The sequence below is a fragment of the Hyphomicrobium sp. ghe19 genome (assembly GCF_902712875.1).
In the GTDB taxonomy this organism is placed as follows: Bacteria; Pseudomonadota; Alphaproteobacteria; order Rhizobiales; family Hyphomicrobiaceae; genus Hyphomicrobium_B.
The window spans coordinates 3,350,671-3,375,314 of the sequence record NZ_LR743509.1 but is presented as its reverse complement, the minus strand read 5'-3'; the positions used below and the strand labels follow the sequence as shown (position 1 = coordinate 3,375,314).

Genomic DNA, 24,644 nt, shown 5'->3' with positions numbered 1-24,644 from the left:
GCCTCCGCTTTGCAATCTGAACATCGGCACGAAAGTCAGCGCGCAAATCTTTCGCGGCTGCCAACCACGAGCCAGCCGAACAGCAATCCTATTGCAGCCCAGAGGATGGCTTGCGTACCCAATGCGGCGATGCGGAAGTTCCAAAGCAGGTCTGCGGGAAACTTCTCAGGCACCTCGTTGATCGCCGGCAGCGCGTAGGCCGCAATAGCAACCAACACCAGATAAACGCCGGCCCCGAGGATCGACGCGTTCCAGCCGCCGAGCTTCTCGAATGCCTGCCGCCCGAAGCTCACCGCAATCGCCAGCGCCATGAGCGAAAAGACGAGCATTCCGAAATAAAGCTGCGTGCGATAGCCGATCGTCTCGCCTTGTCCAACCGCAGGCGGGTTTGCCGGGTATTTGAGGTAGGGCACGAAGTACAGCACGAGAAAGCCGATCGCTGCGAGCACGAGCGCCGTGCTACGCGGCGGCAGATGAAGAAGGCGACCGCTGATGAACGCGTAAGCAAGGGCGAAAAGGCCGCCGAGCGCCGTCCCGTACACGGCGACGCCTGTTAGAAGCCCGACGCCTGCCTGCACCTCGCGGCTGACGAGTTCCGGCTCTTCACCCGCCTCGGCCGCTCCAACGTGCGAGTGTTCCGACTGCGCATCCGCCGCCCCGCCGTGGGAGTGACCGCCCTCAGAATGCGCTTCCTCGAGCGCGATGGCGCGTTCGACCTGCGGTTCTCCGATGATCTTGGCGAACCCGAATGCCAATAGGCTAGCGATCAGCCCGGCAATCATGCCGCGCAGGAGCAAATTTCCCATAGCTGCAAATCTCCGGTGATCTTAATGGCAGGGGAAGCCGAGGAGATGGCGTCCGTCGTGCACGAACTCGTGCACATACATGCTATTGAAGATCGACATAGCGCCTTCTTCCACGCCCACGAAATACATGGCGAGAATGAACAGCAACCCGCCGAAAACGGCCCAGGGCAAAATTTCTTTGAGAGGAATGGGCGCTGCTGAGGTGCCCGAAATGATTGCAGACTGTGACATGAGGAAATGCCTCCTTGGGATTACGCGTCCCGTTTCAAGCTTTGCGGTAATCACAGGGAGGGTCTGACTTTCGATGGACGCAACGAGCGTCCCCAAATTACAGTGGCGCGACCGTGCCGGAATCTCACCGGTTTCCTGCCTATGACGATGCACCGGTCACATTAAGCCCGGCCGCAATTTTGTCAATGTAAGCAGTCAGCCCGCATGCAGTCTCGCCTCACATTCATCGCCAACGCCTCGACCCCGGCGGTCAGGGCAGCCGCTTTTCCCCTTGATGAGGGCATTGACGAATTCGGAAGGCGAGATGCCGCGGCGCTCGCAAAGGAGATGCCCCGTTCGAGGGTCGTCCTGACGAGCCCGGCCGCGCGCGCGGTCGAAACGGCAACCGCGCTTGGATTCGAGGCGGCGATCGACACAGGGCTGCGGGACCTGGATCTCGGTCGCTGGGCGGGCCGCACGCTGAATAGTATTGCAGCCTCCGAGCCGGAGGCCCTCGAAAGCTGGCTTTCCGATCCAGGCGCTGCCCCGCACGGCGGCGAAACAGTCGACGGCCTCATCGCACGATCTGCAAATTGGCTGAACGACGTGTTGCCGCGACAGGAAAATGTTATCGCAATTACGCATCCGGCAGTCATTCGAGCGGCCATCCTCGCAGCGATCAAGGCAGGGCCGGGATCGTTTTGGCATATAGATATCGGGCCATTGAGTGTCGTGGAGCTGAGTTCCAACGGCCTGCGCTGGACTCTGAGAGCAATTAAAAACTGAACTCCGGCAACTTTGGGAATTGCCCACTCAACAAGCATGCAGTCGTCTATTTTAACCTTGGTGTATCCGCTGACGGACAATCAGCAGGCGGCATGTGTGCCGGAATATAGGCCTCGATAACATTCCTGATACTCTAGAATTTCATGCCCGATTGCCGGGAAAAGCTGGCAAGTGCTCTAATCGGAGCGTGAACTGAGCAAAATGACCGGCACCGCTCTCGCTTCCCACGAAGCTTGGTGCCGACGCGCGAACTGAGCCCCAGTAAAGCGAGGACAATATGGTCGGGATGAAAAGTAGCCACGCGTATGCGGCGGCGCTGACGACGTTGCTTGCATTTTCGGCATTGCCCGCATCCGCCCAGGAAATCGAACACCACAAGAACGAGAAGGCTAAACCCGCTGCGCCCGCACCAACAGTCACTCAGGAAATGCTGACGAAAGCGGGAAGCGACGCCAAGCAGTTCCTGCACACGAACGCCAACTACGAGCAGACCCGCTTCTATCCCGGCAAACAGATCAATGCATCGAACGTCTCGAAGCTTCGTCCGGCATGGATCTTCCAGTTGGATGTGAGAGAATCGCTCGAGACATCGCCGATCATCGTTGGGGAGGTGATGTACGTCACGACGTCGTTCGATCACGTTTACGCGCTCAATGCCAAAACGGGCGAGGAATATTGGCACTACAAGCACAAGATGGGCCCGATCACGACATACTGCTGCGGTCCCAACAACCGCGGCGTCGCGGTGCTTGGTGACAAAGTTTATTTCGCAACGCTCGACGCCAAGCTCGTTGCTCTCGATGCAAAAACGGGCAGCCTCGTCTGGGAAACGGAGATCGCGGATCCCGAGTTGGGCTACAGCGAAACGATGGCGCCGACGGCGGTCAACGGCAAGATATTGATCGGCACGAACGGCGGTGAATACGGTATCCGCGGTTTTGTCCGTGCCTATGACGCCAACACCGGCAAGCAGGTCTGGAATTTCGATACGATCCCGGAAAATTCGGTTGGCGTTTGGGCGACGAAGGATGCGACCGGCCATGATCTGCATCGCGACATCGCGGCTGAAAAGGCGCAACTCGCGAAGACAGGTGATCCATTCAAAACGCTCGGAGGCGGCGTTTGGCAGAACCCGGCCGTCGATCTCAAGCTGAACCGGATCTACTTTGTGGTCGGCAACCCGTCGCCTGATCTCGACGGTGCGCCGCGGCCGGGCGACAATCTCTATACGGATTCGCTCGTCGCGCTCGACCTCGATACCGGCAATTATATCTGCCACTTCCAGTACATACCCCACGACGTATGGGATCTCGATTCCGTCAGTCCGCCCATCCTCATCGACGTTAAAGACAAGGATGGCAAGACCGTGCCCGGCGTCGTCCATGCCGGAAAGACGGGATACGTCTACGTCAACAAGCGCGATGATTGCAGCATGATCCGCTTCTCGGACCCCATGGTGGCTCAAGAGAACTTCTGGACGCTCCCGACGCCGGAAGGCGCGAGGATGCTGCCCGGTGCAAACGGCGGCGTGGAATGGTCGCCAATGGCGGTCAATCAGAAACTCAATCTCGCATACGCCGTGAACCTTCACCAGCCGATGACCTATCAGGTGCAGTCGAGCCCTTATCCAGACGGCAAGCTCTGGCTCGGCGGCGCTTTCAAAGTCATCCCCGGTGAAGAGCAATTCGGCAATATCTCTGCGGTGAACTACAACACCGGGAAGATCAAGTGGAAGGTGGTAACCCCGCAGCCGATGATGGGAGGCGTGCTCGCGACCGCTGGCGATCTCGTATTCACCGGCGAGGCGGATGGTTGGTTCCGCGCCTACAACGCCGACAGCGGGAAGATTCTGTGGTCGTTCCAGGCAGGTGCGGGTGTCAACGCTCCGCCGTCCGCGTATGCGCTCGACGGCAAGGAATACATCGTCGTCGGTGCAGGCGGTAACACGCAGATCGATTTCAAGCGCGGCAACAATATAATCGCCTTCACGCTTGACTGATCGAACGAGAGCGGCCCGGAAGGAGAATGTCCGCTCCTTCCGGGCTCCGCCAAATGATCATGACGAGACCGGTCAATCGGAGTTCAGAAATGATGAGAGTGATGCGATCGGCGCACATCGCGATTGTTGGCGTCGTTACGGCATGCCCGCTTATGACAACGGCGGTCGTTGCCGCGAGTGTCGAGGAAAACGCGCAGATCTGCGCCGGCTGCCACGGAGAGAACGGTGTCCCCCAAGAGAAAACCACGCCGATCATCTGGGGGCAGAATGAGGGCTACCTGTATCTTCAACTGCGCGACTATAAGAGCGGCGCGCGAAAAAACGAGCAGATGTCCGCAGTCGTCGCCGGGCTCGAGAAGGCAGACTTCAAGGCTTTGGCCTCTCACTTCGCTGGCCTGAAGTGGCCTAACATGAACTTTCCTTCGCCGCCGAAAGATGTGACGAAGGTGGCCCTGACGGCGATTGGATCGGTCGGCTGCACCTCATGCCATCTCGATCAATTTCAAGGTGACGGCACGACGGCACGCCTTGCCGGTCAGCAGTCTGAATATCTATTTAATACCATGACCGCATTTCGCGACGGCTCACGAGCCAATAATCCCGGCATGTCGGATCTCATGAAGGCAGTGCAGCCGGCTGACCTCAAGCCCATCGCCGAATATCTTGCGAGCCTTCAGGTCGTTGGCGGCCAGCAGTGACCGATAGAGCTAGCTGACCGCTAGCTTCCTGCGCAGCGCATCGTTGGCCGCGAGGTCGGCCGCAGTCTTGCCGGTAGAGTCGCGCAACGTCTTGTCTGCGCCGCGCGCGAGGAGAACATCGACGGCCTTGTCGTGTCCGAGCGAAGCCGCGATCATCAGCGCCGTGCGCCCGCGATTGTCCTTTTCGTTGATGCGCGCGCCGTGATCGATCAGAAGCGCGAGTACGTCCGCCACGTCGTTCGAGCCCGCCGCATCTTCATGCCCCGCCGCCCACATGAGGGCGGTCAAATCATTGCCGTATCGGGCATTGACGTCGACGGCGTGATTAAGAAGCAAATTCACGACGGGAGGGAAGCCGCGGGCGACCGCGTAGCAAATCGGCGCCTTGCCGGTCGCGTCGGCTTTTTTGGGATCGGCGTCTTTGTCGAGCAGCAGTCGGACGACACGCTCGTTACCCGCAAACGATGCAGCCGCGATTGGCGTCAAACCCGTTCGACCCGGAATGTTCACGTCCGCGCCATGCGCGAGGAGAGCTTGCACGGCGGAAGGATTGTCATGCTCGGAAGCCGCAAAGAGTGCCGTCCCTCCATCGAGGTCGCGGGCATTGATATCCGCGCCGTGTGCGAGGAAAAGTTCGACAATATCCGTATGCCCGGTCCTTGCGGCGTGCGTGAGCGGCATCGCACCGGAGCGATCGCGGGACGCGAGCGAAGCGCCATTGTCGAGCAGCCTGCCAGCGAGTTCGATACAACCTTTGTCGGCGGCAGCGGCAAGTGCAGCGTTGATCTCCAGCGGTCCGGCTGCCTGCATTATCTGAGAATAATGTTGCTCCTGTTCCTGACAGACGCGCGCCTTGGCGAGCGCATCGCTGGCCAAGGCAATGCAGCAGGAAGCAGCGACAAGAGCGGTAGTCACCGAAGTGCGGAGACAATCGGGCACTGGGAGGCTCCTTTGCCGGAGCCCGTTACTTAGCTCCGAAACCTTTTCGATTTCCACACTTCGTATTGGACACGCGCAAGCTTGTAAGCGTCCGGGATCGAAAGAGCCCAAACGAATAGGCCGCCTGCGGCACGTCCGACGAGCGACTGTTCAGGTGTCGAGAAGTGCCAGGTGAAGGCCGCGAACAGCAAGGTAAAGAAAGCGAATCTTAAGCCTCTTTCCGGATAGCCGGTCACAACATGTCCGGCACCGGGGAACGCCACGGCGATAGCCAGAACTAGATAAGGGTTTAATGGCGGGCGTTGGACCACGGTGCTCATGCTGCCCTTGCGTTCCGGGTGTTGTCGATTGCAGTGCTCAAATCATCGAAATCCTTCAGTCTCGCCGCGAGCGCCTCTGGGGCGACCGCAGCATTGTCGAAACGGGATTGCCGTAGGATCAAATGTTGACCTCTGTCCCCTTCGCCGGCCTGCCAAACGAGGCGAAGGCCTTTGCCCGTGACGGCAACTTCCTTCATGCGCGGCTCGGCAAAGATGCGTCGCATAACCGGCGCGAGGCTATTGAGCAGTTGTTGCGAGGCCGGACCGCCGCCTTTTACGAGGATTTCCTGCGGGACCCCTGAAGGCGGTTCGAGAACCCGCGTGTGATTGTGCGTCAGCGAATAGAACTCATTTCCGGTCGGCCGGGTCAGCATCGAGAATTCCGGCAGTCCCGGGCGATTTTCAATTCGCGTCATCTTCAGCCAGAGCTGAGGAAGCCTGCGGATGGTCATTGTGTCGGGAAGGAGTTCGACGCGGACGAAGCAGTCGCCGTGATACCCTTCGAGGCTCGGAAATCCATCGCCTCCGTGAATGATGACCGCTTCCGAAAGCAGGCCCGTGCAACGGTCGAGCAATATCCGCCGCGAAGCCAAGACCTTCGCGTGTTCGCGCATGGCGACTATCGAGATCGTCACCAGCGCGATGACGGCAAACGTCAAGGATAAATACATCGTCTTCCTTCGACAGGAGAAAAGAGAATGGCCGGCGACGAATCGCCGGCCATTCTTCGTGGAGGTTTAATAGCCTACCGGCCGCGGCCACTGCATCGTGAACTGATCGCCACGCCGCACGTATTTATACCGATGGAAATGGAACCAGAGCGAAGCGACGACGAAGAAGATCATCATCGCGACGAGCTGCGTGCCGTAACCAAGGAACACCGCAAAATACGTCGTCGAGCAGATCGTCAAGAGAACGAGCGCAGGCAACGGGTGGAAGGGATGAATGTAGCCGCGTTTGATCGTATCGAGCGGCCACTTCTTCCGGAACATGATCACCTGTATCGACATGTACGTGTAGCCAAGAAGTCCCGACAGGATCGAGAACGTGATCACCTGATCGAGTGGCGCGAAATACGCAAAAACGAGTGCCACGGGAACAAGAAACACGATCGACCGGAAGGGAGTTCTATTCTTGGGATGCACGGCGCCGAACCACGTTGGTAGGTACCGGTCGCGACCCATCGAGAACCATGCCCGTGATGCGTCGTTGATGCAGCCGTTTGCCGAAGCAAGCGTCGAGAACATCGTTCCAATGAACAACAACACCATCAGCGGCATCGAGTCCGTCAGTCGGGCGGCGTCAAACAGAGGCGTGGTGGCTTGGCCGAGGTATTCCCACGGCATCAACCCGGTGCAGAGGTACCAAGTCATCGTCGCCGCGATAAGCAGTGTGATGATGCCCGTCATCGTACCGAGCGGCAGCGATCGGGCAGGCGAACGCACCTCTTCCGCCGCTTGGCACGTTCCCTCGATGCCGAGATAGTACCAAAGGCCGAAGTGCAGCGAGGCCACGACTCCGAGCCACCCATAAGGCAGACCGGTGAGCAGTTCCCGATGGTTTAGAAGTTCATTCGACCACGGTTTGACGCAGGCGAAGAGAACGACGACCGCGGTGAACGCGGTTGCTGTAAGCACCAGATTGACCGTAAGCGTCGCGTAGACACCTCGGTAATTTAGCCAAGCCAGGAACATGATCGACAAAACGATGAACGGCTTGTCGTGCGCCTCCGCGAAGCCTGCCATCTGGCCCACCGTTTGGACGAGATACCCGAGCGTGATGGCATTCGCCGCTTCAAGCATGGTGTACGCGAAGACAAGATAGAGACCGACGTTGAACGCCATAAGCGGTCCGACGATATGTTTTGCCTGCGCGTATTGACCGCCGGCGGCCGCAACCGTCGAAGTCACCTCTGAATCGATCATTGCAACGCAGGTGTAGAGCAAGCCCGCCACCCAGCATGCAATGAGCGCCGCGATGGCGCCGCCTTTGCCGACGGCAAAGTTCCATCCCATGTATTCGCCGACGAGAACGATGCCGACGCCGAGAGCCCAGACATGCGCTGGACCGAGGACGCGAAGAAGCGAGATTTTCTCGCCATGGACAACTGTAGTTTGGCTCACCGGTGTCCCCCTTGATGTGTCGGGTCGATGACGAGTGCGTCGTCGATTTCGCCTTCTTTTGAGGACGTCAGCAGGTCCTCATTATATGCGAGGTTGGTTTTGATCATGTCGAAGAGCATCCACAGGCCGAGGACGGCAGACAGAGCCCAGGCGGCGTATTCGATGATTTCGAAGTTGTTCATGGCTGGATCTCACTTTCTGCCGAAGCGTTCTTCGAGGACTTCGCGATATTCACGTTTGGAAAACGCGAACAGCAACGCGAAATAGCCGATCACGACGACCGCCGTGATGACGAGTTCGGTCACGTTGAAGCTGTAGTCGAAACGTGAAGTGATCATTGGCGCCGCGGTCTCGGGCGTCATCCCCAACTTCACCCATTGGGCCTGCTGCACGGCATTTTGGCCGAGCCCTTCCCAAGTCTTTGTGTCGGCGAGAGCGAGATCCGTTTTGCCGCCGCCGGCGAGCTTCAGATAAAGCGGCGTGAACAGCGCCGCGAAGACGAGGACCAGCAAGAATAAGCTGTCGAATAGTTGCCCGAATGCGGATTGCTTCGGGGGTTCATAATGAGGTTTGTCCACGATGCCACCGTTGGTTTCAGGATTTTCGTTTCGATAAATCGAGATAATGCAAATCGAGACCGTAGATCTCGTCGCGCTCTTCGCTGAGATGAGCGACCATCGCGAAGATCGCGGCCGTGTTGAACAAGAGCACTAAGCCTCCGGCCGTAGCCAGAGCCCAAAATACTTCCGTCGAACCGAGGTAGTTTCTGATCTGGTAAAAAACGAATGCGTAGAGAAGCCAGAGAACCGCCACAGCAGTCAGCGACCAAGTCCGATCACCGGAAAATTTCCCGGCGACCCGAGGATCGGTATTCAACTTTTGCATTTTCCCTCCTTTTAGAGCCGGGGCGCTTGGTGATCGAAGTTCCGTATCGAAGCATTGATCGGATCAATGCTGAGATCGGCTCCACGTCCGCTCGCCCCTTAGTGTGGGTTACGTGCTGCGACATTAAGTGACGCAGGGAGGCAGCGCGGCGTCAACATTTTTTCGTCCTACGAAACATGAATTCGATGATGCGGTGCGCAAAAACGTGCTGCACAGCAGTATCCGGAATCAATAAAATCAGAGACTTAGTCTGAGTGCACCGCAAACACGCGGCGAGAGTTTAAGCAAATTCAATCTATTTGGCGGAGCAGCATGCCTCGCATTTGAGCTTCTTAATTCAATGACCGGAAGCCGTAGATATTCATCGAAAAATGCGTGCGGCCAATGCTGTTGCAACGAGATGAGGTTTGATTTTGCCGACCGACGTGGAGGTTCTGCCCGAAAAAATGAACCTGAGAAGGTGCGCTTTCGACTGTGCGGAGTTCTCGAACTCGAGACCAAATCCGTGCTCGGTCTTGCGCCGGATGTTGGCGTCGATCGACACGTCCGCGAAGCGCGCGCGAACGGGACTTCCGATAGGTAAGGGCGGTTCTCCGAGAAGATGGATGCCGCTGACTGAAACATCCGACGCGTAAAATCCGTACGAAACCCCGCCGGCGCTTATCGTCACCGGGACGCGAACATCGAACCGCTCGCCTTTGCGTCGCTGTTGCTGCTCGCTGCAAACGTAGCAGCACAGAGTGAGGACAACGATATTGTACCAGCTCCAGAACAGCGCGATGGCGCTGGATTCAGCGAGCGGCCGAGTTGGATCGATGAGAAAGGCGTTGGCAATTCCGATCGCGGTCACAGCGAGCAAAAAGCCGAATATTCGAAGTAGCGGCCATTGAATGAATTGCTTGCTCCGATCACCGCCCTTCGCGGTCACTTTGAACTTCTGACCCTTCGGTCTCAGAAGCCCCGAGACGACGCCTTTCAAGACTTCGGTTGAGCACAGCATTTGATAGAGATCTGACATCAGCGGGATCACCCGCCCGTCGGTCAGCCACAAGAAGATACCGATTTGGGCGGCAAGAAAGGGTGCGAGATACCAGATCGCATCTATGACGTTGGCGTGGACCGCTTCGATCCCGAACAGCAGATAGAGCGCCGGTACGATCACGCCGAGGACACGAAAAAGATGGGTTGCCGACCAGTGCAGGAACGTCTCGCAAAGCATGATGCGATCGACGAAAGGAAGCCCATTCCCGATTTTCAGGGGACCGCTTGGGCCACGGCAGATCTGCACGAAGCCGAGGCACCAGCGGGCGCGCTGACCGGTGTACTCCGCAAGCCCTTCTGGCGCGAGACCGAGCGAAAGCACCTCGTTCAAATAGACCGTGCCAAAACCTTTTTCGCGCAAGCGAAGCGAAACGAGATAATCCTCAGTCACGGAATCGGTCGGGAACCCGCCGATGCTTTGCAGCGCGTCGAACCGGATGATCGATGAAGTTCCGCAGCAGAATGCGCCGCCCCAAGCGTCTTTCGACGCCATGACGATGTCGAAGAAAAAGCGCTGCTCGTCCGGCCACACCCGGGTCAATGCCAGATTGCTTTGGATCGGATCTGGATTGAAGAAGTGCTGCGGCGTCTGCACGACACCCACATCGGGGCTGAGCGCAAGAGACAACCCGCGTGTCAGAAATTCGGGGAGCGGCACGAAATCCGCGTCGAGGATCGAGATGAAATCCGGTTTCTCATCGAGCGCCGCAAGCTTCTTCAATGCGGCGTTGATGTTGCCGGCCTTCGCATGTGCGTTGTCGCTCCGCGTCAGATAGCCGACGCGATGGCGCTCACAAAGCGCCTGAAGCCACGGGCGCCGTCCGTCGTCGCAAACCCACACCCGGAAGTTCGGATAGTTGATTGCGAGCGTCCCGATGATCGTACGCTCGAGAATGTTCTCGTCTTCGTTATAGGTGCAGATGAGAACGTCGACTTTCGGCAACTTCGGCAGGGCGAGCAACTTCGGAACGTTCCGGTTGGCTTCTGCGGTGCGGTTGCGCGTGCGTGTCAGGAAGATCTGCGATGCCGTGGCGCCGACCATGGTGATGGCTTCGACGGCCGTGAAGATGAAGCCGACCATGAAGTCGACCGGATTGTTCACTGAAGGGATGGTGCTGAACATCCGCCACGTCATGTACCGCCAGCCGAGGCCGACGCAGATCACGATGGCGACAGTTCTGACGACCGTATTGTTTCGGTTGACCCACGGAAGTATCGCCGTCGCGAGCAAGCCGATGATCAATGCCGGCATCAAAGCGTCGAGATAGCTCATTCCAGAAGCGGACGTCATGCCGGCGCCCGCTCAATACAAGCTGGAAAAAGCGGACGTACTGGCGGTGTCGAATTTCACGAGCCCCGATCGCCCGATGCGGCAGTCGGCGTGCTTCAAGAGGTCCGGGAAGCGCAGAGTGACGTGATAAGGTTCGCGAGTGAGCGCATTTTGCTGGATCGCGCTGTTGGATGCGACGGCTGCCAGGCCGTTCAAGCTGACGACCGTGCCCGTCAGCTCGTCTCCGCCGTCGCGCGGTCTGAATGTCGCCGTTTGGCCCACAGCCAGTCGTTGATAGGCAGTTTCGCTGACGCTCGCAGTCACCAGGGCGCTTCCGCAATCGAGAAGCTTCACGAGATCCTGACCGGCGTTGACGTGCTCGCCCGGAGCGGTCAGCATTTCCCACACGCGGCCGTTTACGGTCGAGCGGATCTCGACTTTCGCAAGTCCGTCGTGACGCCCTTGTTCCTTCACGAGTTCCGCGTCGAGGCTTTCGAGCTCGGCTCGGGTGCCGACAAGGCGCGCCTGCACGTCGGACAGCTCGAGCGAAACTTCCATCTTCCTCTGCGCGGACTGAGGCGTATCGTTATAGCTGTCGCCGACGTAGGTTCCCCTTTTCGCAGCGTCGAGCTCGACGAGCATGCCCTTGCGGCGCTCGACTTGTCCCTTGACCGTCTGTTCGGCGACATGAGCTTCGCCCGCGGCTTTATCGAGAAATGCCTGGCTGACAGCGTCTGTCTTGCGCAGCGTCTCGGCCCTTTTTAGCGCATCCGACGCGACGGAATATTGCGCCTCTGCGGCTGCCATATCCGTGTCCGCTTGGCGTAACCGCTGCTCGAGCTGCTCGATGCGCCCGATGCGAAAACGCTCCTGCTGCATCGAGAGTTCGTCGAAGCTGGCAAGGAGAAGCTGCTTCTTTCCCTCAAGCGCGCCGATCGTCGTTCTGAGTTGGTTGCGATCTCTCATCAGGTTCGCAAGATGCGAGGAGTCGGCCCGCGGATTGCGGACGACGAGAATACTTTGATCGACGCGGAACAAGCTGCCGACATCGGTATCGGCATCCGCCATGCTGACCTCGCCCTCGATCGGGGCCCTGAGCGTAATCACCCGTGCATTGACGACCGCTTCGGCGCTTGTCGTTGCGAGTAGACGCTGAACCGGAAGCCAGCCAAGTCCCAACGCGAGAGCGATCGCCACGAGAGATTTGACGATTGTTGCGGGCCGGATATTGCCCGGCAACGAAACGGCTCTGGAGGCTTTGGCGGGTTCCTCGGCGGGTTCGATGACGGTTGTGACGCCGGGTTCGGGATTTTCCTCCGGGCTGCCCTCTCGCCAGTTTTTTACAACGGATTCGAGAAAGGCGATTTGGACGTCCGCCGTGAACTCGCTCTCCCGCGCCGCTTCAAGCTCTGCGGCGTCCGGCGCCTCGGGAAATGCGGGCGAGCGCAGCCTTGGAGACCGGGAGGTTACGGTTTTGCTTGGGAAGAGATTCGACGACATGGGTCACGCGATCCATTTGGATGTTGCGACGCATACGGTAAAAGGAAATGGATAACGTTATGCTGAGGATTTGATTTAATTACCTCTTACGGATGATCGAAAGAGAGACGTTCAGGCCGCTATAGCGCGGTCCATGCGGTGCGCCGGCGGCTTCTATTTCTTCTGACCGAAGGCCATCAGGACTAGCCAATCTTGAACCGCCCGTCGGCTTCCGAGTCGGCATGAGAGCCACCAAGCCGGCATCGCGGGATCGCCGAGCGCGGCAAATTTCCTATAGAAACCGGCGTTTTCGTCATTTGTTGACTAACGGCGTACACTTTAATAGTGTGGCTTATCCCGGCTGAGGCCGGGTCTTCTTTGCGTGCTCTCCGGGGGAGGTACCGCAACGGAGGAGGCAAGCCCGCCATTGAGCGCAAAAGCGCTCAGCCAGCCAGCCCGTAACAATTTGGAAACACGGGGGACTAAGGCGATGGCAGTGCGTGGGTTTGATGTATTCAGTTCGAGATCAATACGTGTCGGGGCTTCCGTGCCTTCGCACACGCGCGGATCATTCAGTAAAGCCGCTCTCGCGCTAACGGCATCGGCCGCAGCGCTGACGCTGGCTGGCACGGCATTCGCGCAAGAAACGCAGCTGCCCGGCATCAACGTTCAGGGCGCTCAAGCGAAGAAAGCCAGCGCGCCGAAAGCGAAGCCAAAGCCGAAGCCCGTTCAGGCGGTTCAGTCGGAGCCTGTGTCCCCGGTTGCAACGGACGGCGGGAATCAAGCTGCCGCGAGTGATGCACCTTACAACACGCCGGCCAGTGTCAGCGTCGCCGGGCAAGGCGAGATTCAGACTTTCGGCCAGACCAACGTTCAGGATGTCTTGCGCGCCATGCCGGGCGTCTCGACCGGCAACGATCCGAATAATCCCGGTATCGCCGTCAATATCCGCGGCTTCGAGGGCCAAGGCCGCGTAAACATGATGATCGACGGCGTGCGGCAAAACTTTAGGATCACCGGACACACCACAGGGGGATTTGCCTATGTCGACCCTCTACTTCTGGCGAGCATCGAAGTGCAGCGCGGCGCGGTTTCCGGAGTCGGCGGTTCTGGAGCCCTCGCGGGTTCTGCAAATATGCGTACTCTCGATGTCGATGACGTTTTGAAGCCCGGTAAGTATTACGGGGCGCTCACCAGCTTGACTTGGGGCAGCAACGGCATCGGATTTTCAGAAATGGGCGCGGGCGCTATTCGCAGCGGCGCAATCAGCATCGTCGGAGCGATCAGCAAGCACGATCAAGACGACTACGACAACGGTCGCGGGCAGCGAGTTCCGTACACGGATCAGGATCTGATCTCGGGCCTGGCGAAAGCTCACATCCAGATTGATTCCGCGCAGCAGGTTTCCTTCGGCACTGTTCTCTATAACAACGATTTTACGGCCAATTCCTACAATCAAAACATCGATTCGAAGATCTACACCGCCAGCTACACTTACAATCCTGCTTCGAACGATCTCATCAACTTTCGCGCCGGCTTCTCCGGCAGCGATCTCAAGATGCGGTATTTAAGTGGGATAGGAACCGCATCGTCCGGAACCGGACGCACCATCGAAGATCTCGGTCTGGGTTTTGACGTCTCGAACACATCGCTCTTCAACTTGGGCGGAATCGCTGTCAAGTCGAACTACGGATATGAGTACTACCACGACGCCGTTGATGCCTTGAATTCCATCGACCCATCCAAGGGGGGTGGCGTCAATCCGTCAGGAAAATCTACGAATCGCGGAGCGTTCTCAGAAACGACGTTCTCTAAGAGCATTTTCGATCTCATCGTCGGCCTGCGTTACGACGATTATAATCTCAACGGCAACGCCGTCGTTGACCCCCACGTGCCTCCGTATCTTCCGCCCAACTTTCCCATTCCGCTGCCTCCCGGGCTGGAGCTTGGCAATCTCCATGTGAATAATTCCTACGGGGATTTCAGCAAGAAGTTCACGTTGGCGGCTAAGCCTGTCGAATGGTTCCAACCTTATGTGACATGGTCGAACACATTCCGTGCTCCATCGATTTCAGAAACGCTGGTTGACGGCAGCCATCCCGCCAGCGCATTCGAACCGAACTTTTTGCCCAATCCATTCTTGCAGCCTGAGAAGCAGAGAGGCTGGGAATTTGGATTCAATTCCAAATACAGCGGCCTTTTCCAGTCGGGAGATACCTTCCGCTTCAAAGGTAATTACTACACCATGGACGTCGACAACTACATTACAGCGTCATGCGATGCTATGGGGCTGGTCTGCTCGTTCTACAATAATGTCGGCACGTCGAAAGTCGAAGGTGTCGAATTGGAGGGCGCTTATGATGCCGGCTACTTCTTTGCCGGTTTGAGCTACAGCCATAACCACACGACATTGCCGTCGCAGATGGATGGTCTGGGCCTGCACAGCTATCTGCCGGGTGACATCACGACGATCACCGCGGGATTGCGCTTCTTCAATGAGCGACTGACGGTAGGTGGTCGCACGTACATCACCGGAAAGAGTCAGAAGGGCGACATCAACGTAGGTCCTAACGAACCACTCTTTTACGACGGTTACACGACCTACGACCTCTTCTCCAACTACAAGGTCACTGATGATATCGACCTCGGTTTGACGGTCTCCAACCTTACCGACGTTGCCTACACGCCGGCGCTTAGCTCTTTGGGTACAGGCAACAGTCCCGTCGAAACCGGACGCGGACGCACGTTCCTGCTGACGACACGGGCGCAGTTCTGATCTGCCGTTGAACGACATCGAGAAACGACCCACCGGCGAGTTCTACTCGCCGGTGTTTCGCGAAAAGCAGGGCTAACCAGGGAGACGAGCGAAATTGACGTTCCTCGAACGGCATGATCGTCGGCCGCGCGAAACGCGCTCGTCGGACTTCCAATCCCGCACGCTCGAGCCTTGGCCCATACAAGGCAACGTCGTGCCGTTTGCTTTCGACAAGGCCGCAGGCAACGACCGGAGGACACAGGATCGTGCGCCGGTAGCAGTGGCAAAGGTGCGGGTTCAGCCCCAGACTGCGCAACGCGAGCCGCGCAAGATCCTGATGGCCACGATCGTCGTTTCCTTAGCCGTCCACGCGGCGGCGATCGCGTCGGTCATGTCGGGCGACGCAGGCGAACAGTTCGGTACGCTATCGAGCAAGTCCGATACGTTCAGCCTCTCCACGACACAATCGATCGTTCTTGAGTCGATCTCTTCACATGACGTCGACATGGCGTCCGCCGCCTCTGCGGACTCCCAGGCCGGAAGCGTGCAAGCGGCGGAATCCGCGCCTCAGGAACTTACAGAAGTTAAGGAAACGCCTCTCACCGATCAGCCTCCGCCGAAGCCGATCAAGGTTGCTGACGTGACGCCGTCGGCACTCGCGCCAACGGACGAGCCGCTGCCGGTTCTGCGCGGCGGCGGCGAGCCGGACGCGGCCAGCGCCATCAAGGCCGAAGAGGTCTCTGAAAACCCGGTCGAAGAAGCACCCGAAGAGATCGAGACCAAAGAGGACGCTGCCGCAAAGGCGAAGAAGGAAGAGAAGGTCGAAAAAGAGCGCAAGGTCGAGCAGGCCCAATCGCATCAGCAGGTCGCGGGCAGCTCGGCGTCGCGTTCTAGCACCGCCCATGCCGCAGTCGACGGGCGCGTTTCCGCGAGCGCCGGTAATGCTCTGAGCTATGCCGCTGGCGTCCGCGCGCAGGTGGAGCGCAACAAACCGTCGGGGAACGGTTTGCGAGGTACGGTCCGCGTGTCGTTCGGCATCAATGCGACGGGCGAATTGAGCTACGTGAGACTTTCGGAATCGTCCGGCAGCGCCAAGCTCGATGAAGTTGCACTGAACGCCGTGCGACGGGCAGCCCCATTCGGCGAGCCGCCTTCTAACCTATCGCCATCGCAACTCGCGTACGTCATTCCCTTCTTTTTCCGCTGACGCCTCCGGGGCGTAGGCTGGCGTTTTGGCCCTGAAAATCATCTGCGGCGTTGATGCAAATTGGGTCATCTCCGTACACCGAACTTAAACTAGAAACGACGGGAGCACCCGAATGGCTCGAGTGCTCCCGGCAATACTTGTTGAAACCCCGAGTCTATCTCTAGACGAGGGCCTCTTCCTTCTCGGCGGTTTCGTTCGCGGGCAATGCCAGCGGATGCTCGATTTGCGTATCGCAAACACGCGCCACGACGCCTGGTCCGAGGGCCTGAAGTGTTATCACTCGGCCATTACTGAAGCGGACGGCGTCCCGGTGGAATGGACCGTCCACCTGCGTGAACGTCGTCAGTTCCCGGTCCGATACGTCTGCATGCTCTTGAATGAACGAAGAAATGCCGGAAAGCTGAAGTTCCATATCGCACGCCATGCAAATAGCGACCGACTGATCTCCGCGGGCTACAAAACCCACGGTACCACTCGGGAACTTATTGCTGATGTACTCTTCGCCCTGTCGCGCCGGCCTGCTCTGAAACATCTCTAGAGAATAGTCGCACATGTCTGACCTCATCAGTTTGTGCCTCTATCTCAAAAAACCGGGACCTGACTTCGAAGTTCCGGCAGTGCACCACCATTTCAGATGAAACGGTTCAGGGCAGAACCTTCCATCGCTTGAACCACTTTTCAGCCTGTATCCAGGCATCCTTGGCGGCTGCCTCATGGTAACTGGGACGGTAATCAGCATGGAAACCATGAGGGGCGCCGGGATAAATTTTGAATTCGGCAGTTTTGCCCGCGGCGGCTAAGGCAGCCTTCATCATATCCACTTGAGCGGGCGGAATTCCCTGGTCGTCGCCTCCGTAGAGGCCCAAGACCGGCGCCTTCATGTCGGAAGCAAGCTCGATCGGACTTTTGGGCCAAAGCCCTTTTTGCGCGGCGGGGTCGACGAGGGAACCGTAGAACGCGACCCCGGCCTTCACGTTGGGATTGGCGGCGGAATAAACCCATACCGCCCGGCCACCACGGCAAAAGCCTAAAATGCCGAGCTTCTCCGCGTCCCCGCCTTGGGCTTTGGCCCAGCGGACGGTTGCATCCAAATCGGAGATAAGTTGGGCATCGGGTTTCGAATTGACGAGCGGCATCAGGTCTTTGATGTCGCTGAGCTTCGTCAAGTCGCCGAGCCTGAAGTAATAGTCCGGAGCGACCGCGAAAGCGCCGAGCTTGGCGAGCCGCCGCGTGACGTCCTTGATATACTCATGAAGACCGAAAATCTCCATCGCGACCAGAATGATGGGAGGATTTTGCGCGCCTGCGGGTTTCGCAAAATAGACCGGCATAACGCCGTCCGCCGTGTCGATCTTTGCAGTCCCGGTATCGAGTCCGTCGGAGCCGGTCGTGATGGGGTTCGCGCGCACAGGGCCGGCCGCAAGCGTATAGCCCGCCGCTGCAGCCGCAGATGCCGTCATAAAGCGCCGTCTCGAAAGGTATGCGCGCCGAATAAGTCCGATGAAGTCCGAGGCGACTTGCGGGTGAGCGGCCATATCAACATCCCTTTCGACACACAGTCAGTCTACATCGATGTTAGCCCTTCGGCTTTTCACGATATATCTGACGGCGAGGCGGCGGAATGACGACAGTTGGACGAACGAAAACTGCTCAACGACAATGTGCAGTCGCGCCGAACCGCTTCACTTGATTGGTTAGGGGTTGATAACCACAGTCGACGTGCGGCCGGCCACGAGCTGCAGTCCTTCCGGAACATGGTCCAGCGCGATGCGCACGGGAATGCGCTGCGCGAGGCGCACCCAGCTGAAGGTGGGATTGACGTTGGCGAGCAGGTTCGTGCCATCTGTTCTGTCGCGATCTTCAATGCCGCCGGCGATGCTTTCGACGTGGCCGATGATGTCCCGATCTTCACCCATCATATGCACCGTCGCTCGGTTGCCCACGTGAATGAGCGGCAATTTCGTCTCTTCGAAATATCCGTCGACATGCAGAGAATCCTGATCGATGAGCGCAGCGACGCCCTTGCCGGCCGTAACGTAGTTTCCGGGCTTCAAGTCGAAGTTCGTGATCGGACCGTTGACCGACGCGCGAACCTCGGACCGCTCGAGATTGAGCTTCGCCACGTCTCTGTCAGCCTCTGCGCGATGCAAGTCCGCTTCGGCTTTTGCCTCGATCGCGGTTACCTGCTCGACCTTTTGCTGACTGACCGCGATGTTGCTCATGTTGTGATAACGCACGAGGTCCTTTTGGGCAGCATCGAGCGTCGCCTTCTGGCCCTCGACATTGGCTTCGGACTGCCGCAGCGACAGCTCAAAGCGATCTCGGTCGATGCGGAAGAGAATGTCTCCCTTTTTCACGACTTGGTTGTCGCGCACGAGAACCTCGCTGACGAGGCCGGAGACGTCAGGGGCGATCTCAATGATATCGGCACGGACGCGTCCATCGCGCGTCCACGGCTCGAGCTCGTAATGGACCCAAAGCCGCCATCCGATGAATAGGGCGAACCCGACAATCATGAGTGTCGTGATCAAGCGGCCGAGTTTGGCCAACAGGGAAGTCATTAGTAAACCTTCGTAAGAAGCAGGACGCTCAAGCCGAGCAGGCAAACAAACACGGAGAGATTGAAAAGCGATCGATGCCAGACGAAGCGGTAGGCGCCGGCATAGCGCAGGCAGCGTGCAACGACGGCCATCCCTAAATACGCAACGACCGCGCAAACGAGAACGGATGGCACGAGGACACCGAAGATGCTGATCTCGGCGTTCATTCGGCGGCCTCCAAAAGTTCGGGTGTATGCTGCAAGTCGGGCGGTGGCGATACTCCGGGGAAGAGACTGCGCCTCAACCCGACAAGTCCAAGAAGCGCCTTACGCGCTGAAACACCCTGTTCGTCGCGCACGGCATCGATGGCGCTGTTGATCGCAGTCAGAAGAAGATCCGACGCCTGAACCTCTTGGCCGTCGCGATAGCGCCGCTTCAACCTGATGAGAACGGCATCGATTCTGCGTCGCGAATACGTCGTGAGATCTGCGCGCGCGCGCCGAAGGTCGACGATGTTGAAGCCTTGTCGCAATTGACCGATCGCATCGGGAAGCCTGTGACCGGCGGCCTTTGCGCGCGGAGCCAAGAGCACGAGCCGGTCGAGCATCAGTCCCGTCAAACGCCCATCATTGGAAGGGTCATCGGAATTTGCGATTTCCGAGAGCGTGACCCGGTTCGCGTTCTCGAGGCGTCGAATGCTCCATTCGGCGCCGACTGTGCGCAGCAGAGACGTCATGACGGCAGCAAGCCCGACGCCGAAAGTCGTCGCGATGCTCAAATTTATGAATGCGGCGGCATCGACGTTGAAGGTGACTTGGAGACCGAGCGTCGCCATGAAATTGATGCCCATCGAAAGACCGATCAGCAGCGTTTCGGGCTTTGATATGAACAACCCCGTCATCAGAAGCGCCGGCGCCAAGGCCAGAACGAGAGTTTCAAAATTGTGGACGTGCGGAAGAATGCCGAACACGTATACGCCGGCTAAGATCGCGGCGATCACGGCCCACTTGGCGAAGGCCACAATGGACGGCACCGGATTGTCCTGAGCCGCAAACAGCGCTCCCGCGACGGCGGCCATCATGGCTGCCGCTCCGCCCTCCGGCCATGCAAGAAAAATCCAGAAGGTGCAGCACACGATGATTGTCGCGAAGCTGACGATGGCGGAAGCGAGCGCCAAGCCTCGGTCGCGATGGCGAACTGGATCGGCAAGGTCGGCAATCTGATAAGCGAAATCGTTCGAACGAGGCTCGGTATTCCCTTCCATGGCAGTCATCACGTGCAGACAATCGCCGCGGATCGCAACGAGATCGCGCAGGCGCATCAGGAGCGTGAGCTCGATGAGATCTCGCCACGTCCGTGAAGACGAGTGGCCCTCGATGCGTGCATCGATATCTTTGCGCAGAACGTCGACATCCTGCGATTCGGCCGAACGCTCTGGCGTCAGCCAGCGCTCCGTGCGCTCGATAAGCGCATGTGCCGCACGCGACGCATCGCCGAGCGAAGCAAGCTCGCGCAGCCCATCGGAAATGGATGACAATATCGGGAGTAACATCAGCATTCGCGGCCGGATGTCTTGGATGAGACGCGGCAGTTCCGGATGTCCGCCCGCATCGTAGCTGAGATGGCTCGCGAGATTTTCGATCTCGCCCGTATCGGCTGCGAGACGCAGGCGATGCGCGTCGGCTTCGGGCCCGGACTTCGCTTCGAGAGCATCGCGCGAACTGGCGTCGGCGCTCATCAGCCATGACTTCAGTCTTTGAGCGACGGCCGTAACGACAGGCCGGGGAAAGACGACGCTTGAGACCACGGCGGCGCAGACGATGCCGAGAATGATTTCCTCTGCACGCGCTAGCGCCACGTCAAAAATAGTGCCTGGAGCATCGACTGTCGGAAACCCGATCAGGGCCGCGGTATAGCCGGCAAGCATGAACACGTAGCTTCTCGGTGTACGATCCAGCAGCGAAATATAGAGACAAGCCGTTATCCAGATTGCCATCGCGAGCACCAGCAATACGGGTGCGTTTGAAAGGTTGGGAACCATGATGACGGCGGCAGTAGCACCAATGACCGTTCCGAGAACGCGAAAGATCGCCTTCGATCGCGTCGCACCCGATAGCGGATTGGACGCGATGTAGACCGTGGCAACGGCCCAGTACGGGTTCGGGAGCGCAATCCAAAGACTGATCAGCAGCGCCAGAACGGCAGCCGCGAACGTCTTGATGGAGAACAGCCATTGTTGTGTCGTGGGCAAGCCCATCGCATTTCCTGGAGACCGAAGGGCATACCCCGCGGCTCAAAGTTTGATCTTGAATACGTAAGCTGTTGCATATAAATGACCGGGCAGTCACTTTTGTCAAGGCGTACACTGACGCTCCAGCATGCAACTAATGCATGGGTCGCAATCGCAAACCGAAGGGCTCGACGGCCAAGGCTCGCTCGGGCAGAACATGAGGTCATATGCAGAAGGCTTCACAACAGGAGACGCGTCCGGCAGGCCGCCGCCGTGCACCGGTCGTTCGCCGCCGGGGCGCGAGCCCGGAAAAGACCGCTCAAACGCGGCAAGCGATTGTCGATGCGGCATTGGCGGAATTCGTCGAAAAGGGTTTTGCCGACGCCACAATAGAAAGCGTTGCGAAGCGCGCTGGCGTCGCGAAGGGACTGATCTATCGCTACTTTGAAGCCAAGGAAGCGCTCTTCTCGGCCGTGGTTCAGCAGGAAATCGTCCACGCCCACATAGATGTGGACGACTCCAAGAGGGCGGCCGGCGAGAGCGTCGAGGCGTTCCTGCGTCGAACGCTTGTCCCGTCTATTCACAACATCGAGAAGAAGAGCCGCGCGGTCATAGCCAGCGTCGTGATTGCGGAGGGCGCGAGATTTCCCGCGCTCGTCGAAATTTATCGCCGCGATGTGATCGATCCGCTCGTGCAGAAAATCAAGCGCCTCGCGCTTTCGGCAAAAAAGTCGGGTGAGATGGTCGACGATCGCCTCATAAAGAATCCGCATTTTCTGCTGGCTCCGATTTGGGCAGGCATCGTCATCAACAAATTTTTGGATAAATCCAATCCGGTCGATATCGGCGAGATGTTTGAAACGCAACTCGACATGATATTTTCCGGCAAAGACAGATGACGGAGACGACTCGATTGGAAGTTGGCATCGACAGTTTTGCGGCAATTATGCCGGGCGCTTCGGATGAGACACTCTCGCCCGCCGCCCGGATCGCCAATCTCATTGAAGAAATCGAAACCGCGGACAGGTGTGGGCTCGACGTATTTGGCATCGGCGAGCACCATCGCCCCGAGTTTCTCGATTCCGCGCCGGCCGTTATCCTCAGCGCCGCTGCAGCGCGAACCAAAACGATCCGGCTGACGAGCGCTGTCACGGTTCTAAGCGCGGCCGATCCGGTGCGAGTTTTTCAAGAGTTCGCAACGCTCGATCTGATTTCAAAAGGCCGGGCCGAACTCGTCGTCGGCCGGGGTTCGTTCGGCGAGGCCTATCCCTTGTTCGGGCTGCGCTTCGACGATTACGACGCGTTGTTCGTCGAGAAGCTTGAACTGTTGCTGCAAATACGCGCCAACGCGCAAGTTCATTGGTCGGGAAAATTTCGCCCCGAACTTACCGGGCAGGGCATCTATCCGAGGCCCTGCCAAGCGGAACTTCCTGTGTGGCTGGGTGTCGGCGGCACGAGACAATCCTTCGTTCGTGCCGGTCTCCTCGGATTGCCCTTGATGGTCGCAATCATCGGCGGCGAATTTCGTCGTTTCCGCCCGCTTGTCGATCTCTATCGCGAGGCGTGGCGCCGCGCCGGCCATCCGGTGGAACGCCAAAGAGTAGGAGTTCACGCTCTCGGCTTCGTCGCCAAGACTTCAGCCGAAGCAAGAGACACATTCTTTCCCGGATGGTCACACATGTTCACCCAAATCGGACGCGAGCGAGGATGGCCGCCCGTCACGCGCGCTCAGTTCGATGCCATGTGCGGGCCCGGCGGCGCATTTCTAATTGGCGATCCCGAAACCGTTGCCCGGAAGATGATCGAAGCGAGCGCCGATCTCGGCGGCGTGTCGCGTTTCACGTTCCAGATGAGTTCCGCGTCAACCGAACACCAGGCGATGATGAAATCGATAGAGCTTCTCGGAACTGAGGCTGCTCCTATCGCGCGCGAAAGCATCAGTACTGGTTCTTGAGGATGTCCTGAAGCGAGTGTGGAAGCCACGGTTCGCTTTTGGGCGGCGTCTCCTGTTGAACAACAGGCTCCTCCAGCGGCGGCGGATTGCCCAGGAAAAAGAGCAGGGGCGGAAGTGCGGGCTTCTCTTGCTGGACGATCACTGTTTCGACAACGACCGGCGCCGGGCGATCGATCCGGGGAGCACGCCGGGAATAGGCAAGAACCCTGCTTTTCCGTCTTTCAGCAGGACGCTTGGTTTGGACGAGAGGACCGACAGCCGGGTCATCGTTCTCAGAAGCAATACTCCCGAATCCTTCCGGAAAGCTCGAAAGTGCTACCTCCGTCTTGAATGACGCCTGCGGGCTGGCGGGCAAATCGGCGATCGCGTAATCCTGACTGTTGAACGGCAGGCTCCAGCGTCTCTCGTCCATCACAATCGCCGGCAATGCGGGGCTGTTCGTTTCAGGCACGGTTTCAGCCGCCGTCGCGGGCGCCTCGGCCGAAGGAGCCTTCTCCGAACCTTCGTAGGCGGCGGGCGGTGCTTCGGTCGTCGCTGCCTCAGTAGTTACAGCAGAGAAGCCTTCGCGGTCCGGGCGAAACGAGACGCTCTGCGAGGCCAATCGTTGCCGCAACCCCTCGGCAAAACCCAGGCGATCTTCCAATATAAAATCGGGTGGCTGGATTTTCGCCGTTCGAGGCAAACGGCTCGGCGTTAAAGCGAATGCGAGCGGAACCAATAGCAACATGAGCGCAACCCGCGCGGTAAGCTCCGCATCTTTGGGGCGCAACCGCTCGAAGGAAAGACCGGCGAAGCGTTGGCTTAGACGATCTCTCCAAGCGTCAACTCTCCAGCCGTCGAAGATTTTTGCAAACGTCTCTGCAAAGCCGGCGGCGACGGGCGCTAGGGAAACATCGGCTCGTGGATCAACTTGAGGATACTCAGTAGAGGCGCTGAGAAAAACAGGGAGGTCGCGGTGCTCCGGCTGGAATTCGCTGGATTCTGTCGGTTGCGCAAAGCGCAGCTTGCGAAGCCGCCGCACGGTGTCGGTGCCATTGCCTTTATGACCGTCGGCCGCCACGTCGTGAGGTTCCTGATTAAAGAAATGCTCGATTGGGCTGTAAATTAGCGAAAAATGCGATGTGCTTCTGAAAGCAATAGACCGCGGAATAAATCGTTGCAGATGTATTGCTCGGCAGGGTTGACGGAATCTTGCTGACGTTCAGTATACATCGTATAATTCATTTCACGTCGCTGTGACGGCCATTCAGTGGGTCCGCTTATTCACATCAGAAGTTGAAACTGGTCACCGGTGGGCAATTGGAGTGTCCACAGGTGGCGCCAAAATATAGTTGACCGCAGAGGTTGTTATCTGCGACAAGCGCTGCCAGCGAATGAAGAATTGTTCGTATCTGCGGTTGAA

The 24,644-nt window shown here is 58.4% G+C and carries 24 protein-coding genes; 7 read left to right on the top strand and 17 right to left on the bottom strand.

Features of this window, described 5'->3' with window-relative positions; all coding sequences use genetic code 11:
* Nucleotides 1-35: 35 nt before the first annotated feature.
* Both AACL53_RS16005 and AACL53_RS16000 read right to left on the bottom strand, forming a co-directional pair.
* Nucleotides 36-806: a CbtA family protein gene (locus AACL53_RS16005; RefSeq protein WP_339085530.1), complete on the bottom strand. Its 771-nt coding sequence runs from the start codon at nucleotides 804-806 to the stop codon at nucleotides 36-38.
* A 21-nt stretch (nucleotides 807-827) separates the two neighbouring features.
* Complete coding sequence (locus tag AACL53_RS16000; RefSeq protein WP_339085529.1) at nucleotides 828-1,037, bottom strand: CbtB domain-containing protein; 210 nt, start codon at nucleotides 1,035-1,037, stop codon at nucleotides 828-830.
* Between the two features lie 204 nt (nucleotides 1,038-1,241).
* Here AACL53_RS16000 and AACL53_RS15995 point away from each other — a divergent pair, with 204 nt between their 5' ends.
* The 3 genes from AACL53_RS15995 (at nucleotide 1,242) to AACL53_RS15985 (ending at nucleotide 4,499) form a co-directional block, all read left to right on the top strand.
* The gene (locus AACL53_RS15995; RefSeq protein WP_339085528.1) at nucleotides 1,242-1,802 is read left to right on the top strand and encodes a histidine phosphatase family protein; all 561 of its coding nucleotides are present in this window, start codon (nucleotides 1,242-1,244) and stop codon (nucleotides 1,800-1,802) included.
* 286 nt (nucleotides 1,803-2,088) lie between these two features.
* Complete coding sequence (locus tag AACL53_RS15990) at nucleotides 2,089-3,801, top strand: PQQ-binding-like beta-propeller repeat protein (protein ID WP_339085527.1); 1,713 nt, start codon at nucleotides 2,089-2,091, stop codon at nucleotides 3,799-3,801.
* A gap of 89 nt (nucleotides 3,802-3,890) precedes the next feature.
* Nucleotides 3,891-4,499: a cytochrome c4 gene (locus AACL53_RS15985; RefSeq protein WP_339085526.1), complete on the top strand. Its 609-nt coding sequence runs from the start codon at nucleotides 3,891-3,893 to the stop codon at nucleotides 4,497-4,499.
* 9 nt (nucleotides 4,500-4,508) lie between these two features.
* Here AACL53_RS15985 and AACL53_RS15980 read toward each other — a convergent pair whose 3' ends face one another.
* From AACL53_RS15980 to AACL53_RS15940, 9 genes are all read right to left on the bottom strand, one after another.
* The gene (locus AACL53_RS15980) at nucleotides 4,509-5,438 is read right to left on the bottom strand and encodes an ankyrin repeat domain-containing protein (protein ID WP_339085525.1); all 930 of its coding nucleotides are present in this window, start codon (nucleotides 5,436-5,438) and stop codon (nucleotides 4,509-4,511) included.
* Between the two features lie 29 nt (nucleotides 5,439-5,467).
* Nucleotides 5,468-5,758, bottom strand: coding sequence for a hypothetical protein (locus AACL53_RS15975; RefSeq protein ID WP_339085524.1), 291 nt, complete (start codon nucleotides 5,756-5,758; stop codon nucleotides 5,468-5,470).
* Nucleotides 5,755-6,429, bottom strand: a complete 675-nt coding sequence (locus AACL53_RS15970) for a hypothetical protein (protein WP_339085523.1) — start codon at nucleotides 6,427-6,429, stop codon at nucleotides 5,755-5,757. The genes AACL53_RS15975 and AACL53_RS15970 overlap by 4 nt, the downstream gene beginning before the upstream one ends.
* A 66-nt stretch (nucleotides 6,430-6,495) precedes the next feature.
* Nucleotides 6,496-7,881 carry an APC family permease gene (locus AACL53_RS15965; protein WP_339085522.1) on the bottom strand — a complete coding sequence of 462 codons (1,386 nt, stop codon included), beginning with the start codon at nucleotides 7,879-7,881 and terminating at the stop codon, nucleotides 6,496-6,498.
* A complete protein-coding gene (locus tag AACL53_RS15960) occupies nucleotides 7,878-8,063 on the bottom strand; it encodes a hypothetical protein (protein WP_339085521.1) in 186 nt (61 codons plus the stop codon). Before AACL53_RS15960 ends, AACL53_RS15965 begins: the two co-directional genes overlap by 4 nt.
* A 9-nt stretch (nucleotides 8,064-8,072) precedes the next feature.
* Complete coding sequence (locus tag AACL53_RS15955) at nucleotides 8,073-8,459, bottom strand: hypothetical protein (RefSeq protein WP_339085520.1); 387 nt, start codon at nucleotides 8,457-8,459, stop codon at nucleotides 8,073-8,075.
* Nucleotides 8,460-8,475: 16 nt separating this feature from the next.
* Nucleotides 8,476-8,766, bottom strand: a complete 291-nt coding sequence (locus AACL53_RS15950) for a hypothetical protein (RefSeq protein WP_339085519.1) — start codon at nucleotides 8,764-8,766, stop codon at nucleotides 8,476-8,478.
* 361 nt (nucleotides 8,767-9,127) lie between these two features.
* Nucleotides 9,128-11,098, bottom strand: a complete 1,971-nt coding sequence (locus tag AACL53_RS15945; protein WP_339085518.1) for a glycosyltransferase — start codon at nucleotides 11,096-11,098, stop codon at nucleotides 9,128-9,130.
* A gap of 12 nt (nucleotides 11,099-11,110) precedes the next feature.
* Nucleotides 11,111-12,577 carry an HlyD family secretion protein gene (locus tag AACL53_RS15940; protein ID WP_339085517.1) on the bottom strand — a complete coding sequence of 489 codons (1,467 nt, stop codon included), beginning with the start codon at nucleotides 12,575-12,577 and terminating at the stop codon, nucleotides 11,111-11,113.
* Nucleotides 12,578-13,103: 526 nt separating this feature from the next.
* Here AACL53_RS15940 and AACL53_RS15935 point away from each other — a divergent pair.
* Together AACL53_RS15935 and AACL53_RS15930 are read left to right on the top strand one after the other, a co-directional pair.
* Complete coding sequence (locus AACL53_RS15935) at nucleotides 13,104-15,332, top strand: TonB-dependent receptor domain-containing protein (RefSeq protein WP_339085516.1); 2,229 nt, start codon at nucleotides 13,104-13,106, stop codon at nucleotides 15,330-15,332.
* 94 nt (nucleotides 15,333-15,426) lie between these two features.
* A complete protein-coding gene (locus AACL53_RS15930; RefSeq protein WP_339085515.1) occupies nucleotides 15,427-16,518 on the top strand; it encodes an energy transducer TonB in 1,092 nt (363 codons plus the stop codon).
* A 160-nt stretch (nucleotides 16,519-16,678) separates the two neighbouring features.
* Here AACL53_RS15930 and AACL53_RS15925 read toward each other — a convergent pair whose 3' ends face one another.
* The 5 genes from AACL53_RS15925 to AACL53_RS15905 all read right to left on the bottom strand — a co-directional run bounded on the left by AACL53_RS15925 (nucleotide 16,679) and on the right by AACL53_RS15905 (nucleotide 21,315).
* A complete protein-coding gene (locus tag AACL53_RS15925; protein ID WP_339085514.1) occupies nucleotides 16,679-16,984 on the bottom strand; it encodes a hypothetical protein in 306 nt (101 codons plus the stop codon).
* Nucleotides 16,985-17,162: 178 nt separating this feature from the next.
* Nucleotides 17,163-17,978 (bottom strand): dienelactone hydrolase family protein, encoded by an 816-nt coding sequence (locus tag AACL53_RS15920; RefSeq protein WP_339085513.1) that lies wholly within the window; start codon nucleotides 17,976-17,978, stop codon nucleotides 17,163-17,165.
* Between the two features lie 234 nt (nucleotides 17,979-18,212).
* Entirely contained in the window at nucleotides 18,213-19,079 is an 867-nt protein-coding gene (locus AACL53_RS15915) for an HlyD family secretion protein (protein ID WP_339085512.1), read from the bottom strand.
* On the bottom strand, nucleotides 19,079-19,285 hold the full coding sequence (locus AACL53_RS15910; protein WP_339085511.1) for a DUF1656 domain-containing protein: 207 nt from the start codon (nucleotides 19,283-19,285) through the stop codon (nucleotides 19,079-19,081). The genes AACL53_RS15915 and AACL53_RS15910 overlap by 1 nt, the downstream gene beginning before the upstream one ends.
* Nucleotides 19,282-21,315, bottom strand: a complete 2,034-nt coding sequence (locus AACL53_RS15905) for an FUSC family protein (RefSeq protein ID WP_339085510.1) — start codon at nucleotides 21,313-21,315, stop codon at nucleotides 19,282-19,284. Before AACL53_RS15905 ends, AACL53_RS15910 begins: the two co-directional genes overlap by 4 nt.
* Before the next feature lie 200 nt (nucleotides 21,316-21,515).
* On the opposite strand from AACL53_RS15905, the gene AACL53_RS15900 reads away from it, so the two are divergent.
* Both AACL53_RS15900 and AACL53_RS15895 read left to right on the top strand, forming a co-directional pair.
* Nucleotides 21,516-22,187: a TetR/AcrR family transcriptional regulator gene (locus tag AACL53_RS15900; RefSeq protein WP_339085509.1), complete on the top strand. Its 672-nt coding sequence runs from the start codon at nucleotides 21,516-21,518 to the stop codon at nucleotides 22,185-22,187.
* A 14-nt stretch (nucleotides 22,188-22,201) separates the two neighbouring features.
* On the top strand, nucleotides 22,202-23,242 hold the full coding sequence (locus AACL53_RS15895) for an LLM class flavin-dependent oxidoreductase (RefSeq protein WP_339086964.1): 1,041 nt from the start codon (nucleotides 22,202-22,204) through the stop codon (nucleotides 23,240-23,242).
* Here AACL53_RS15895 and AACL53_RS15890 read toward each other — a convergent pair.
* On the bottom strand, nucleotides 23,226-24,302 hold the full coding sequence (locus AACL53_RS15890) for a hypothetical protein (protein WP_339085508.1): 1,077 nt from the start codon (nucleotides 24,300-24,302) through the stop codon (nucleotides 23,226-23,228). The genes AACL53_RS15895 and AACL53_RS15890 overlap by 17 nt on opposite strands.
* Between the last annotated feature and the right edge of the window lie 342 nt (nucleotides 24,303-24,644).